Source organism: Microcoleus sp. D2_18a_B4 (assembly GCF_036702475.1).
Taxonomy (GTDB): Bacteria; Cyanobacteriota; Cyanobacteriia; order Cyanobacteriales; family Microcoleaceae; genus Microcoleus.
The window spans coordinates 22,679-37,493 of the sequence record NZ_JAUBTL010000054.1 but is presented as its reverse complement, the minus strand read 5'-3'; the positions used below and the strand labels follow the sequence as shown (position 1 = coordinate 37,493).

Below are 14,815 nucleotides of genomic sequence, written 5' to 3'. Positions count from 1 at the left end.
TTCTTTCTTTTAACTCACATCTTGCATCATTGTCAAGAACAGGCAAGATGCCTGTTCCACAATAAAATTCATCTTTTGTGGAACAGGCATCTTGCCTGTTCCTAAACAAGTAATTGAGGATGGTACAATATCTCAGTTAAAACGAACCGCGAAGACGCGAAGGGCGCGAAGGAAGAGAAGAGAAAGAGTTTACAAGTTCTACGGGTAAGGTGAGCCTCGGCGCACCTACGAATAAGGGTAGTGGGGATATCCGAAATGTGGGGGGATAAACCTATCTGAATCCCAAGCTAAAATAAAAGAATTAACCTAAAACATCTATCATATTAGATATCTATCTTGAACAACCTTACTTGCCTGGAAATAGAAGTCGCTCAAACAACGCTGAGATTAGCAATGTTGGTGGGCTTAACACTTTTAATCGCCTTTTTTGTGGCGTCAGAACTAGCATTAGTATCAGCCGATCGCCATCAAATCCGCCAACTTGCTCACTCGGACGATCGCCCAACCGCTAAAACCGCCGAACTCGTCCACCAAGCTCAAAAGAACATACCGCATTACCTGTCTGTGACTCAAACTGGCACAACAGCAGGGAGTTTGCTGTTGGGTTGGTTGGGTGAGGGAGCGACTGTACACTGGATCGAACCGTGGATCGACAAATTGCCGATCGGTCATTTGTCGGCCGTGCTGACTGCTCATTCGATCGCAGTTCCCGCAGCTTTTATCTTAGTAACTTACGTAGAAATAGTCTTAGGAGAACTAATCCCCAAAGTATTAGCAACCCACGCCCCAGAACGCACCGCTTTGCTGTTGATGCCAGCCCTCGAAATCTGCTCAAAATTACTGTGGCCGCTGCTAGCAATTCTCAACGGTACCGTGCGGCTGCTGACTGGTTGGATTACCAGTAAAGAGTCTCAACCGCTGGTGTCCCCTGCCGAGGCAACTCTCGTCCAAAAAGATGCTCATTCCGCACTAATTTCTGGCGTATGGGAAGTGACAGCAGTTAACGAAAAACTCGGGTTAAACCTGCCGACTAACCAAGCTTACCAAACAATCGCCGGATTCGCGATCCACAATTTAGGTAAAATGCCCAATCAAGGCGATCGGCTATTGTGGGGCGAGTTGGAAATAGAAGCAGCAAATGTAGTAGAAGGCAGTTTACAAACAGTGCTAGTGCGTCAGGTAACTCGCCCTTTGTTTGAGACTCAGCAGCCAGAATTCGCAGTGAGTAGATAGCAAATCGGGGTTCAAATTTGATTGTAGATCCAACCGCGATCATGGCATTGCAATGCGCCACTACAAACCTTTCCTGCAGATAAATGACTGCTGCGGTGCAAAGAGCGATCGCGTAATGTCGCAGCTTGTCCATCTTCAGGGCGAAAGATTGCCAGCCACTCCCCGTCAGGCGATCGGGCTAAAACAGTGTTAGGTTGTAATTAGTCGCTCAGTGCGACAATGTACCAAAAATCTGCAAATTGCATAAAGCACAGTTTATGAGGTGGATATGCTGAAAACACTTTGGGCTACTGTTCGACAAGGGAAAATTGAACTGCTGGAGTTATCAGAGTTACCCGAAGGGGCAAAAGTATGAGTAACACTCTTACCTGATGAAGAAGCTGAGTTTTGGCTTCAAGCGAGTCAAACATCACTAGATACAGTTTGGGATAATACTGAAGATTCAGATATTGGCTTAATTTGACCTTTGCCAGATATATTCATAGCGCCTATGGACGCTTTTTAGTATTTCCTGGGAAACTTCTGTATCTTTGATACAGGTTATGATAGCGGAATCTTTACAATCCATATCGCCAAGAACATAAATTCTCAGATGTTTTGGAATAGCATTGTAAGCTTCTCGCAAGCTACTTTTATTTTCTTTTGTTGGGAATGTTAGGAATTTAGCAAAGGCTTGAACACAAGTATCTGCAACTGTTTGCTTTCCCTGAAGCTGAGCGATGGTATCTTCTACTTCTTTTACAAACTCATCAATCTCTATATAAAACTCTAAAGTCGAATTTCCGTAGTAGAGATGGTGACAGCTTATCCTCGCACCCTGGGGAACTTCGGTAACAACCCATCCCTCAGCAACTTTGGTTTTGAATTCCTCAAAGTTAACCAATTCCCAACAATCGATCATACCGTCCTCAAAAACTCCGATAGTTTCGGCGTAGTAGTCCCCGTTGTGTATAAATGCCGACAACCCTTTGCCTCTAATTATTTCTCCATTTTCACCGTTTCTATATAATTGAAGCATTTCTTTTGCCCTTAACAATCAAGCGTATTCCAGTAGGGAAACGGCACTGCCGTCTCCTCTTACGGACACGGCGCCGTGCCCAAGGGGTGTCAACTTAAGGTAAAACCCATAGTCCGGCAAGGGTTGAAACCCCTGCCTCAAAGCGAAAGTCCTCTCAAAGAGGACTAATGAGTTAAGAATTCTTCTTCTCAGTCCTCTTTCAGAGGACTTTCGCTATTAGACAGGGAATTCATTCCCTGGCGGACTGCCGGGTGAGCGGGAGAACTGGCGGACTAAAAGCTTAAGTTGACACTAATGGGCAGTGCCGTTTCCCTACAGATATCGCCTACTCCGCCTTCGTTTACCCCACAGCCACCTTAACGGCACCCCCAACAAACTGCTCGTAATCCGCCAACAACCACGGAGGCAAACAAGTATTCGCATCCTGAACCCGCAACTGTCCAGGGCGACAATACAGCATCGCTGCCAACAAATTATTTACAGCTTTAGGCGCTCCAAACCCTTTACTTAACTCAACAACCAACGAGTTAAAAAACTCGCGATCGCTCTCATGCAGCGGCTCGTTAATAAACCCGCTGCCCAGCATTGCTTTGTAACCCTTACCAAAATCGCTCCGGTACAAAACTTCTACTTGTTCGCCGGAAACGCTCAGCCACAAATCGGCAATTTGCTTGCGAATATGCCGCAAATCTGCTATTACAAATTCAGCCGTCGGGTCGATTTCATAGAAATTGACGGCAGCAGTTAATTGATTGAGAAACTGTGGCAGATAATCTTGTTTGACAAGTGGTTGTTGTGTTGTCGTAAATGCGCTTTCAAACACCTTTTCGTAATCTTCAACCAACCACTGCGGCAAGCGGGTGCGAGCATCGGGAACCCGCATTTTACCTGGTACAAAATACAGCATCGCCCCCAGCAGAGCATTGATAGCTTGAGGCTGCACCAACCCTTTGCTAATTTCAGTCAATTTCTGCAAAAACTGCTGTTCGGCTTCAGTCATTGATTCTGCTTGCAAGCCACATCCGAGTATTGCTTGATATCCCTTGCGAACGTCTCCTCGGTAAAAACTTTCGAGTTTCTCTGAAGGAAGAGTCAGCCAAAAATCAGCCATTTGTTTTCTGATTTGGCGGAGTTCCAAAACTACCGATTCGTCAGACGGATCGATGCGGTAAAGATTGACGCATCCTAACAGTTGATTCGCAAATTGTGGCGATTGAATGTATTGAGCTAGCAAGTCAGAAGTTGAATCAGACTTGACGGCGGCTTCAGCCTCAAAAACTTGTTCGTAATCCTCAATTAACCAGTGCGGCAAACGGTTGCGAGCGTCGGGGATTCGCATGGTTTCCGGCGGGAAATACAGCATCGCGGCAAGCAAGGCGTTGACAGCTTTGGGATGCACTAATCCTTTGCTAATCTGGGTTAATTGCTGCAAAAATATTTGTTCGCTTTCGATCATCGGTTGACGTTGGAAATCGCTCTTGAGCAGGATTTTATAGCTGTTACCTGAAGCGCTTTGGTAGGCGGTTTCGAGGTTTTCGGCGGGAACGTTCAGCCAAAAATCAGCGATTTGTTTGCGGATTTGACGCAGTTCGGATATTGCTGAGATGTTTGATGAGTTTCTCTGATAAAGGTTGACGGTGTTCGAGAGAATCTCGTCAAAATCTGGCTGCTTGGGAATGCTATCCTGTAAGTTGCGCGATGCTTCCAGGTGGCTGCTTTGCCAGTTGCCAAAGAGTTCTTGGAATAATTTGCCGATCGCCCCAGAGTATGCAACACTATCAAAACAAGCCGGATTAGCTTGCATTTTCTGCTGAATTTCCTGCCGTTTTTGCTGCCGCAACTGCGGGTTAGTGCCGAGGGTAACGGCTAGCTGAATGTAAGATGCTTCGCTATTGGCAATTAAATCAGGCATAGAGAGCGATCGTACCACCGCAGCCCCCATTCTCGATCGCAAAGTATCGCCATCCCTAACCACAGTTGGAAGTCCCACCTCTAACGGATCTACAAGCGAAGTAGTCCCCGCATAGGGATAGGAATCCAAATAAACATCTCCCAACTTCAAAACTTCTTTAACATCCGCACGGTTAGGAAAACTCTTCAACACCCGCAAACGATTACTCTCAATCCCATACTTAGCAAAAACGGCTTTCATATTATTCACAAAAGCCCCCCCAGGATAATGATTAGTCCAGCTAGGGCCGAAGGGCATTAAAAACAGCACCGAATTAGGAACAGCCGCCATAATTTTTGCCCATGTTTCCCTTAACTCCGGCACTAGCTTATACAAATTCGCACTCGAAATAAAGACCACCGATTCCTCGGAAATGCCGATACTATTTCTGGTGAAATTAACGTTAGGAGTGTAAGGTTCGAGGGTATAGCTAAAACAGCAGCCAGGCCCGTCAATAGTTGCTAATTCCTCGCGATAATGCTCCTTTCCTTCAGGTGCAGGTTCCATCAACTTACCAGCAATGTAATAGTCAATGTGTCGCATTCCTGTGGTAATGGGAGAATTAAAACAGGTAGTTTGTACCCGCGCTAATCGATGCAGCGCCAGTAAACTAATCGGATGAGTAACCGCAGTAATATTCGTAGCAATCAGCAGAATATCTAAGTCATCAGCCCGGATTGTCTGAACTTGACTGGGCAAGTCATTAGACAGTTTCACCAGTCTGTCAGCGCGAGTCTGACAATACTGTTCTAGTTTATTCCCGTCTAGATTGAGAGCATATAAAATAATTTCAAATTGCTCTCGATTCAGATATTCAAAAGCTGGCAAGGTAGCGAAAGTTTCCGTCATAGCCCCGAAATGTTTAGTCAGGACACCGAGGCGAATTTTCGGCCTGTTCGCAGGTCTAGCCGGAAAAATGCAATCAATCGCAGCGCCACGATTTTTCATGGCATATTCAATAATATCTGCCCGCTTTGTGTATATATCTTTGAGATTTTCACTGTTGAAGTACAGAGGAATAAAGTTAGCGCTTTTAGTGAAAAACGAGGCGATTTCCTGCCACACTTGTGAGTTTTGGTTCTTGAAGATATTGCTATGCAAATAACTGACCCATCCCTGCACATACCGGCAATAATTGTCAGCTTCTCCTATTTGTTGAAAGAGAGTAGGGGCCGCAAACATAAATTTGAGGTAGTCGTTGACAAACCAGTTAGGTATAGCTGCATTTTCATAGTTCAGCAGTAACTGATCTGCACGACGATAGAGGGCGGCTGCTAGTAGGTAGTTAATATCTTTCGGAGTTTTAATTCCCTGGGAGAGATGTGCTGTTAGTCGATCGATAACAGTCTTTTCGGCATCTGTCAGCGCTTCATCTTTGATATTGCTGTTTAGCAGTAGCTGATGCGCCTTACCTGCATCACCGCCATAGGCATTTGCCAGTTGTTCTGCGGGCAGATTCAGCCAATAATTGGCAAGTTGCTGCCGGGATTGGCGGAGGTTAGCGAGGTTTACTTCATTAGCTTGGTCTTTTTGATACTCTCCCACATATTGGGACAGCAAAGTTAAAAATTGTTCTGGTTTGTTAAATTCAACTAATTCATTAGCTATTAAATTGCCGTGTTGCTGCAAAATCTGCTGTGACCAACGCACTTCTTCTGGTTTGTAAAGTTGAGAGTGGAGGTGAATAATTGTAGCTCTCATTAAGTCTAATTTTGGGCGATCGCCAGCCATTTTTTGGGTTCTGCTAGATCCGTCGCCGTGCTGCCTGTAATAGAGATAAGGCTTAGGTAATCGATCGCCTAACCAGCCTTTTTCATAGGCAGAAATCCAAAACTCCCAATCTTCGCATCCCAGCTTCATCACTTTTTTCAAGCCACCTACTTGCTCGTAAATCTCCCTTCTAAAGAGCGAAGTAGCAGGGGCTTGATTTTCTCTCAAAAACCGATTGGCATCAAAGTCACCGTGAACAACTAAATCGCAGTTTGCTCCGAAGTGCTGCACATCTGTATAGACAAAACCAACCTTGGGTTTTGCTAATAAAATTTCCAGGCACTCCTCTAGAAATTTGGGATGAAGTTTATCATCAGCATCTAGGAATAAAATAAACTTTCCTGACGACTGCTGAACGCCAACATTTCTCGAATCAGCGGGCCCCGTGTTGGGTTTATCTATGAGGCGAAGCGATTTTTGAGGATACAGTTTAATTAAATATTTTCCCAAGTTGCTGGTATCATCAGTGCTGCCATCATTGACAATTATGCACTCCCAGTTTGGATAAGTTTGACTGACAACACTTTCAACAGCTTCTCTGAGTAAATTTGCGTGATTGTAGCAGGGGATAATTACAGATATTAGAGGAGATTTTACTCCATTTAAATTGCTATTTACCGCAGTATCGGCCAAACTTACTGTACTTGTTATCGCTAAATTTGCCTCTAATCCTTGAGTGGAAATTTGATCCCCAAAAAGCTCAGCAGCAGAAATTTCTTCCCGCTTGTAAGCCTCTCGATTATTGATAATAATTTGGGCAAATATCTTCTTGTAGTTTCTCAAAACCTCTTGATAGAGTCCTGTGTTGTTTTTTCTATATTTAAATAAAGGTTTAGGAATTCGATATCCAAAGTAACCTCTGACACCCGCAGCAATCCAAAAATCCCAGTCTTCACAACCCTTAACATTAGTGCGATAGCCGCCAATGTTTTCCCATACTGTCTTTCTGTACAGCGCACAGTAAGAAATATGATTAGCGTAGATTAGTTTAGAAAAATCATAATTTCCAGCATAAATGAGTTGAGTGGATTCACCAAAGTCTTGTCTATCGCTGTAAGCAATAGCCACTGAAGTATTAGTTTCTAATAAATTCAGGCATTCTTCTAGCATGGTTCGATCAATCAGGTCATCAGCATCGAGAGGTAGTATGTATTCCCCCTTCGCTTCTGAAATTCCTCGATTTCGAGGAATAGCAGGTTGTCCAGAATTAGCTTGAGCGATCAGTTTTATTTGATATTGAGGATGAATCCGAATAAATTCTTCAGCTACTTCTTGAGTATTATCGGTACTACCATCATTGACGATAATTACTTCAAAATTTTGGTAAGTTTGTTTGACAACACTTTCAAGCGCTTCATACAAATATCTCCCTTGGTTGTAGCAAGGGATAATTACAGAAATTTTCGGCACAGACTTTCCCTCTAACTTTTCGCTCTCTAATTCAAAGTAGTCAGAACCCACATGAACTGAAGGGTTTTGACAATTCTGATATTTTTTCCAATTCAGCCTATACCCACTCTGGAAAAATCTAAAAAGGCTATCTACATCTGTTTTTTTTGTAGTCCAAAACGCATTTTTATGAGTTTTTTGGACTCTATTAATAGTCAGAGTTAGACACTTACTCTGTTCAAAGCAAGCAAGATATTTGCGCTTTTGAGATAATTTGGTTCGATTGCAGTAGTCTGCTACATTGCTTTCTAGGTAGTTCGGATTAACTGGTTGATTAGATAACTGCAAAAACTCTGAAATATCGCTTTTGCGGTAAATAGAACCGCTGACTTCCCAGGGATAAGCCCAATCACTGATACCAGCTTCGTAAGACTGATGAGGCAATTCTACCCGCGTCCAATCCCACATTAAAAAATTTTTTTGGTTAATCAGTTCAGGGTAGGGCTGAATATTCCTGCCAAGTCTTAGCGAAAAGCCAAAGAGTTCGGGCTTTTCGCTAAGAGCTTTAATACAAATTTTAAGCTCAAAAAATGATTTATAAAAAACATCATCACAGCCCCACCAAACGTATGGCTTTACATACTTAAAAATGTCTTTTAAGTCACTCAAAAAATTTGTCTCTTCTATCCAGTTGACTTTTGGGTATTTTTTGATTAACTCCCAATACGATATTCCTCCTGTCTCTTTGTACAAAACATAGATGCTACGTTCTTCTAAATCTGAGTAATAAAGCAGGCTTTCTAGGTAAGCTTGCAGTTGGAGGGGCCGATGTTTGGAAAAAACTATAACTGACAGCATCTTCGGGTATCCTTTGTTAATTTATTTATGGCTCGGCCATTTGATCTAAGCATCAATTGAAGGAAATTATTCTCTATTTATAAATCGAATAATTTGACTAACTAGGCTGGTGTATTCTCAGAATATCATTTTCTAAATCAACTTGATAATCCGGTCTGCTTTTGGCGACAAACTCTTTTAGTTGACTCACAGTTGGATAATCATTCATTCCTGTAAATTCACGGGCATCATCTATGAGGATGACATGATTTTTAATGGAATGTGATAAAATAGCTTCTAACTCCTGCATGATAGGCGTTTCTAAATCTCCTTTTGCCGTGATTCCGGCTGAGTAATGCCCGTCCAGCCAAAAAAGGCAGGGTTCATTAAGATAAGTCAAAGTTTTCGGTAATACTTGAGCGCTATCTCCCTGTAAAATATGGATATGGGATCGGCTGCTAAATCTTTCTTTGGCTTCTAAGTAAAGCGGAACGCTGAGTTCAATAGAAAATATCTGTCTGAAAACATCCCTCATGCTGAAAACCATGTCTCCCAAGTAGGTTCCTGTTTCTACCAAAGTAGTTAGTGAAAATCTCTGAGCATAATCTTTCACGACTTGCTGTTTAATTGCTGGGGGAGGCGGTACGGGCTTGCCAGATGCGATCCAATATTGGACTTCAAGCTCGCTTTTACTTTGAATTTTTTTAAGATGAACGACATAAACACACATCTCGCCCACTCTCAAAGATTTTACAACATCAGCTCCTGAAGGGTGAGGGGCTAAGTAAACTTCATCCAATATTTGGTATCCTGGAAAATAGGAAAGAAATTGCTGTTTTGAAAAGATGCGGTGAGCGTTAAATGCAATACAACTGGTTCCCAATGGAACACTGACAATTAACTCACCTCCCGGCTTAAGAATTCGGTCTATTTCTGCACAAGCACGTCGGGTTCCATTGGGCATGATTGGGTCTCCATACCTGCCAAGACCGATGTGTTCGACAACGCATAGGGAAGTTACAAAACTTTGAGAGGCATCTTCAAAAGGCAGATCTAGAATGCTTCCAGCAACTAATTTTAATCCAGGTAAGTTGATTTCTGGGGGTCTGATATCGACAAAAGTTGTCGGGACAAATTGAGAGATGATACTGGCATAAAGTACCGTTGAACCAATGTCTACGACCGCCGAAGGTTTTTGTTCAAAAATTTTTCTGCTGGCCCAAGTATCTTGGTATAAATAATATTTGTCTATTGGGGTATTCGGCAGGTCATCGCCCAGGCAAGGATAAAATATGGTATTAGGGAATTCTTTTGATTCTTCGGATTCGTTAAAGCGGGTAAAATAATCAATAAAGTCTTGTTTATACTTTTGAATTTGGGGAGCATTGATATTTACAGATCGGGAACTAGCAAAAGCATCAAACATTTTTTCTAGATCTGAAATCATAAAACCTTCCTGAATTTAGAGTTTGCTTGGTAATCGTTTCCTAGGTTCTTTAAGCTTGCAAGGGCTGAACACCCCTTTTGGTTGTTCCCAGAATAGTCCCTACTATTTTATACAACGTTTTTGCACGCACACAGGATTATTTTACATAGAAAACGCTGAGGATTGAGACATCCGATCGCAAGCGAGCAGCTTTAACATCACTCTCTCTCGTTCCATTGACAAATTTAACGCTCTACTCTATCTCAGCCATAGGCATATTCGGAGAGCGCGGATTTGGATATATTTGCAACCCTCTGGGCTCGACAATCAAATCGAGCGTCTCCATCACAATAGCACCGAGTAAAGCATACTTTTTCCCAGGTGAGACGATTGCTTCAAACCAACCTTTCCTACCGCACACTTCGACTTCAACCCCACCAACAATATCTCTTTGGGCCGTCTCCTCGTTAGCATACTTAACTATCTGCTTCCTAATCTTAGGGAAGTTAAACTGTGCAGCAGTTGATTCTGGCAAAACTAGCATCGTCGCTCCTGTATCTACTTTTGCCTCCTGATCCACTATCTCGCTGTCAGTCAAAAAATTTCTAATTTTTAAGGTAGTGTAGGTAATTCCCATCGCTGCTCACTTCTTGGTTTCTACTAGATTAACTGAAAATCGCCCGCCGATCGCCGAAAACCTTGTGGGCTGGGGGGCGCCAACTCTTGACAAAAATCATTTAATATTGTAAGTGATGGCTTACTCGCGGGCAGATGAGAAGTTCCGTTCCCACGACCTCACCTGAGACCGTCGCAGCATGGCCGGGATTCCTCACCCCACAAAAACAAGTTACAATTACGTTAAGATTGATGAACATAAATAAAAATTCCCAAATCACAGGGACTAAAAATTAGGAGGATCGACCTCGGTGAATAAACGGTGGAGAAACGCTGGCCTGTACGCACTGCTGGCTATTGTAGTCATTGCCTTAGCAACGGCTTTTTTTGACAAACAGCCCCCAAGCCGCGAAGTTTGGAAGTACAGTCAATTCATTCAGGAAGTCGAAGGCAAGAGAGTAGACAAAATAAATATCAGTTCAGATCGCAGCAAAGCCCTGGTCACAGCCCAGGACGGCAACAAGGTACTCGTTAACCTGCCAAACGACCCAGAACTGATCAACATCCTGACCAAAAATAACGTAGATATTTCAGTTCTGCCCCAAAGCGACGAAGGCTTCTGGGTAAAAGCCCTCAGCAGCCTGTTCTTCCCGATCTTGCTCTTGGTGGGACTGTTTTTCCTGGTGCGGCGCGCGCAAAACGGGCCCGGCAACCAAGCCATGAACTTCGGCAAATCCAAAGCTAGAGTCCAAATGGAGCCACAAACTCAGGTGACTTTCGGCGACGTGGCGGGCATCGAACAAGCCAAGCTAGAGCTCGCAGAAGTCGTGGACTTCCTGAAAAATGCAGACCGCTTCACCGCAGTCGGAGCAAAAATCCCCAAAGGCGTACTGCTGGTGGGCCCTCCCGGAACAGGCAAAACCCTGCTGGCAAAAGCAGTGGCTGGAGAAGCAGGCGTTCCCTTCTTCTCGATTTCCGGCTCAGAATTTGTGGAAATGTTCGTGGGTGTCGGTGCTTCCCGCGTCCGCGACTTGTTTGAACAAGCTAAATCTAACGCTCCTTGTATCGTATTTATCGATGAAATTGACGCCGTAGGTCGCCAGCGGGGCGCTGGTTTGGGCGGTGGTAACGACGAACGGGAACAAACCCTGAACCAGTTGCTGACAGAAATGGACGGCTTTGAGGGCAATACTGGCATCATTTTGATTGCTGCTACGAACCGCCCCGATGTACTCGATGCGGCGCTGCTGCGTCCGGGTCGCTTCGATCGCCAAGTTGTAGTCGATCGCCCCGACTTCGGAGGCCGCCTAGAAATTCTCAACGTTCACGCCCGCGGCAAAACTTTGTCGAAAGACGTGGACTTGGAAAAAATCGCCCGCCGGACACCCGGTTTCACAGGTGCGGATTTGTCCAACCTACTCAACGAAGCAGCAATTTTAGCCGCCCGTCGCAACTTGACCGAAGTCTCGATGGATGAAGTCAACGATGCGATCGACCGCGTGCTCGCTGGCCCGGAAAAGAAAGACCGCGTGATGAGCGAAAAGCGCAAAACTTTGGTAGCTTACCACGAAGCCGGTCACGCTTTAGTCGGCGCGCTGATGCCCGATTATGACCCCGTGCAGAAAATTAGCATTATCCCCCGCGGCCGCGCTGGCGGTTTGACTTGGTTCACACCCAGCGAAGATCGGATGGATTCTGGCTTGTATTCTCGGTCTTACTTGCAAAATCAAATGGCGGTAGCTTTGGGCGGCCGCATTGCTGAAGAAATTGTCTTCGGCGAAGAAGAAGTAACGACTGGCGCGTCGAACGACTTGCAGCAAGTGGCAAGAGTAGCGCGGCAAATGGTGACTCGCTTCGGAATGAGCGATCGGCTAGGCCCTGTAGCTCTCGGTCGCCAACAAGGCAATATGTTCATGGGTCGCGATATCATGGCCGAACGCGATTTCTCTGAAGAAACCGCAGCGACGATCGACGATGAAGTGCGTTTGTTGGTAGAACAAGCTTACCGTCGCGCTAAAGATGTACTCGTCGGCAACCGCCATGTCCTTAATGCTTTGGCAGATATGCTAGTTGAAAAGGAAACGGTGGATGCTGATGAATTGCAAAATTTGTTAGCTAATAGCGATGTGAAAATGGCGACGATCGCCTAATCAATTTTGGATTTGGGATTTGGGATTTTAGATTAAATCTAAAGTTTGAAATCAATAATTGGGGTGATTCTGGGATTGTCTGGAATCTCCCCGATTTTTTTATGAGTGCGATCGATCGATTTTAGATTTTAAATTTTGGATTTTAGATTAAATCTAAAGAATGATATTATGTCCGGTCGCTTCGCCCGAAATCAGGTAGGGGCGGGTTCACCAATAATATCGGCCAATAATTGACAATCTCAAAAACCCGCCCGGCCGGGATATTATGGTCAATCGATCGGACATGATATCAGACATTCAGCATACCTTTTTCCAGCAGCTAGCGCTTAAATTCTTCCCAGGGAACTCTTGGTTCATCTTTTCTAGATTCAATAATCACACAGTCGTAAACATCCTCCCAGATATCGTCTGGGTACTGGAAGTCAAGCAGCACCGGGACTTTTGAGCCTTGCGACTCAACTAATATCAAATCCGTTGGCATCGTCCTGTATTCATCTCTCTCTTCCCTTTCTCTGTATCCTCTGTGTCAAGAGCGGTTTCATCATTCCGATACAACAGGAATTGATATAAAAACTGAAAGTCAGTCGGTTCGCCGCATTCAGCCAGCACGTCAGCTCAAAAATCTCTGTGGTTTTTGATGTCAAAAATTGCAGCGGTTTTGTTGCCTAGATTGTCCGTTAAAAATTGAACGCCGCACATATTGTAATTTGCCCTATATCGAAGTTAGCAACCTGTATTAAAATTAGAGGCGAGTCAGAATGATATGAGTTTCAAATTTGGGATATGCCCAATTTAAAATCCTTCGACTGAGCACGCCAAATTCTAAAATCTAAAATCTAAAATCTAAAATTGTATGAATCATCTATCTTGGTTGACACTACTAAAAAAACACCGCGCGATCGCAGTTATCCGTTCCTCCGAAAAAGAACTTGCTTGGCAGATGGCATCATCGGTAGCAGCAGGAGGAATCCAGTTTATTGAAATTACTTGGAATACCCACAAAGCTGCTGAATTAATTGCCGAACTCCGCTCCGAATTCCCAACTTTTAGTATTGGTACCGGCACTTTATTAAACTTAGAAGAGTTGCAACAAGCAATAGACTGCGGCGCTCAATTTCTGTTTACTCCGCACACCGATGTAGCTATGATTAAAACAGCAGTTGACGCCGGAGTGCCGATCGTCCCAGGTGCTTTTTCTCCCACGGAAATTGTCACCGCGTGGCAAGCAGGCGCTACCTGCGTTAAAGTGTTTCCGATATCGGCTTTGGGAGGCGCGGCTTACCTGAAAAGCCTGCAAGGCCCCCTGGGAAACATTCCTTTAATTCCCACTGGGGGGGTGACGCTGGAAAATGCGAAAGTATTTATTGACGCCGGGGCGATCGCCGTTGGTTTAGCCGGAGACTTATTTCCTAAACACTTAGTGGAAAATAGCGATTGGCGTGCGATCGTCCAAATTGCCCGGAATCTCGCCCAAAATTTAACAACTTGTTAAGTCCAGTTTCCAAATCCAACATTTCAAATCTACAATCTAAAATAGGACAAGCCAATCTAAAATCTAAAATCTAAAATCTAAAATAGTACGAGGTGTGAGAAATGAACAGCATTATCAACTCAACTTACTTCCGTCGCGCTGGAACTTTCTGTGCCGGCTGCGCCCTCACTTTTGCTACATTCTGCGGCGGTTCAATGACCGCATTTGCCAGCGAACAGCACAACATAATTGCCAATAAAATTATGCTGTTGCAGCAATCCAGCGAACGCTGGATTGAAATAGATTTGTCAAGACAAAGGTTAATAGCTTGGGAAGGAAATACACCTGTTTACGCGGTGATTATTTCCAGCGGCAAATCATCGACTCCCACCCGCACGGGAACCTTTGCCGTTGAAACCAAACACCGCGTTACTAGAATGACTGGGCCGGACTACGACGTGCCCGACGTTCCCTATACAATGTATTACGACGGAGGCATGGCAATTCACGGCGCTTACTGGCACAATTTGTTTGGCAATCCCGTTACTCACGGCTGCACAAATGTAGCTGTCAATCATGCTAAATGGCTATTTGAATGGGCATCGGTGGGAACACCCGTGGTGGTGCACAAATCTCAGGTTTAGGGAATTGGGAATTGGGCATCGGGCATCGGGCATAGTCGAACATTATTAGAACTTATGGTGGTCAGAAACCGGGTTTTTTTGCGAAATACTGCGTTACAGCCGTAGATTCGGTCAAAAACCCGGTTTCTTCGATCGGAGTTCATCAGTTCTGGTTTTTTTTAGCTTGCTTACTTTACTGCTGTTTTTATACTAATTCTCAAAACTCATGCAACAGTATCTGTAGGGTGCGTCGCCACCCTTAAATCTTAAAGAATATCCACAATCTTTGAGCGACGCACCTTACACGAGCGGGTGAGCGTAAACAAACCCAC

9 protein-coding genes and 1 pseudogene are annotated in these 14,815 nt (G+C 44.3%); 4 read left to right on the top strand and 6 right to left on the bottom strand.

Annotation, left to right across the window (positions count from 1 at the left end; genetic code table 11):
• The first annotated feature begins 336 nt into the window (after positions 1-336).
• On the top strand, positions 337-1,233 hold the full coding sequence (locus QUB04_RS25235) for a CNNM domain-containing protein (protein ID WP_333288595.1): 897 nt from the start codon (positions 337-339) through the stop codon (positions 1,231-1,233).
• 11 nt (positions 1,234-1,244) lie between these two features.
• Here QUB04_RS25235 and QUB04_RS32630 read toward each other — a convergent pair.
• From QUB04_RS32630 to QUB04_RS25215, 5 genes and pseudogenes are all read right to left on the bottom strand, one after another.
• Positions 1,245-1,415 (bottom strand): annotated as a pseudogene (locus tag QUB04_RS32630) (Rieske 2Fe-2S domain-containing protein); the annotation flags it as partial.
• Between the two features lie 272 nt (positions 1,416-1,687).
• A complete protein-coding gene (locus tag QUB04_RS25230; RefSeq protein WP_333288593.1) occupies positions 1,688-2,251 on the bottom strand; it encodes a DUF7638 domain-containing protein in 564 nt (187 codons plus the stop codon).
• A 340-nt stretch (positions 2,252-2,591) separates the two neighbouring features.
• Positions 2,592-8,219 carry a glycosyltransferase gene (locus QUB04_RS25225; RefSeq protein ID WP_333288592.1) on the bottom strand — a complete coding sequence of 1,876 codons (5,628 nt, stop codon included), beginning with the start codon at positions 8,217-8,219 and terminating at the stop codon, positions 2,592-2,594.
• A 97-nt stretch (positions 8,220-8,316) separates the two neighbouring features.
• A complete protein-coding gene (locus QUB04_RS25220) occupies positions 8,317-9,645 on the bottom strand; it encodes a DUF268 domain-containing protein (protein WP_333288591.1) in 1,329 nt (442 codons plus the stop codon).
• A gap of 232 nt (positions 9,646-9,877) precedes the next feature.
• Positions 9,878-10,261 carry a hypothetical protein gene (locus tag QUB04_RS25215; RefSeq protein ID WP_333288589.1) on the bottom strand — a complete coding sequence of 128 codons (384 nt, stop codon included), beginning with the start codon at positions 10,259-10,261 and terminating at the stop codon, positions 9,878-9,880.
• 289 nt (positions 10,262-10,550) lie between these two features.
• Between QUB04_RS25215 and ftsH3 the strand changes: the two genes are divergently transcribed.
• Positions 10,551-12,389, top strand: coding sequence for an ATP-dependent zinc metalloprotease FtsH3 (gene ftsH3, locus QUB04_RS25210; protein WP_006633639.1), 1,839 nt, complete (start codon positions 10,551-10,553; stop codon positions 12,387-12,389).
• A gap of 319 nt (positions 12,390-12,708) precedes the next feature.
• Here the strand turns inward: ftsH3 and QUB04_RS25205 are convergent, their stop codons facing one another.
• On the bottom strand, positions 12,709-12,870 hold the full coding sequence (locus QUB04_RS25205; protein WP_333140834.1) for a hypothetical protein: 162 nt from the start codon (positions 12,868-12,870) through the stop codon (positions 12,709-12,711).
• Positions 12,871-13,242: 372 nt separating this feature from the next.
• Here QUB04_RS25205 and QUB04_RS25200 point away from each other — a divergent pair, with 372 nt between their 5' ends.
• Together QUB04_RS25200 and QUB04_RS25195 are read left to right on the top strand one after the other, a co-directional pair.
• Positions 13,243-13,881, top strand: coding sequence for a bifunctional 4-hydroxy-2-oxoglutarate aldolase/2-dehydro-3-deoxy-phosphogluconate aldolase (locus QUB04_RS25200; protein ID WP_333288587.1), 639 nt, complete (start codon positions 13,243-13,245; stop codon positions 13,879-13,881).
• Positions 13,882-13,982: 101 nt separating this feature from the next.
• Positions 13,983-14,504, top strand: a complete 522-nt coding sequence (locus tag QUB04_RS25195; RefSeq protein ID WP_333288585.1) for a L,D-transpeptidase — start codon at positions 13,983-13,985, stop codon at positions 14,502-14,504.
• The last annotated feature ends 311 nt before the right edge of the window (positions 14,505-14,815 follow it).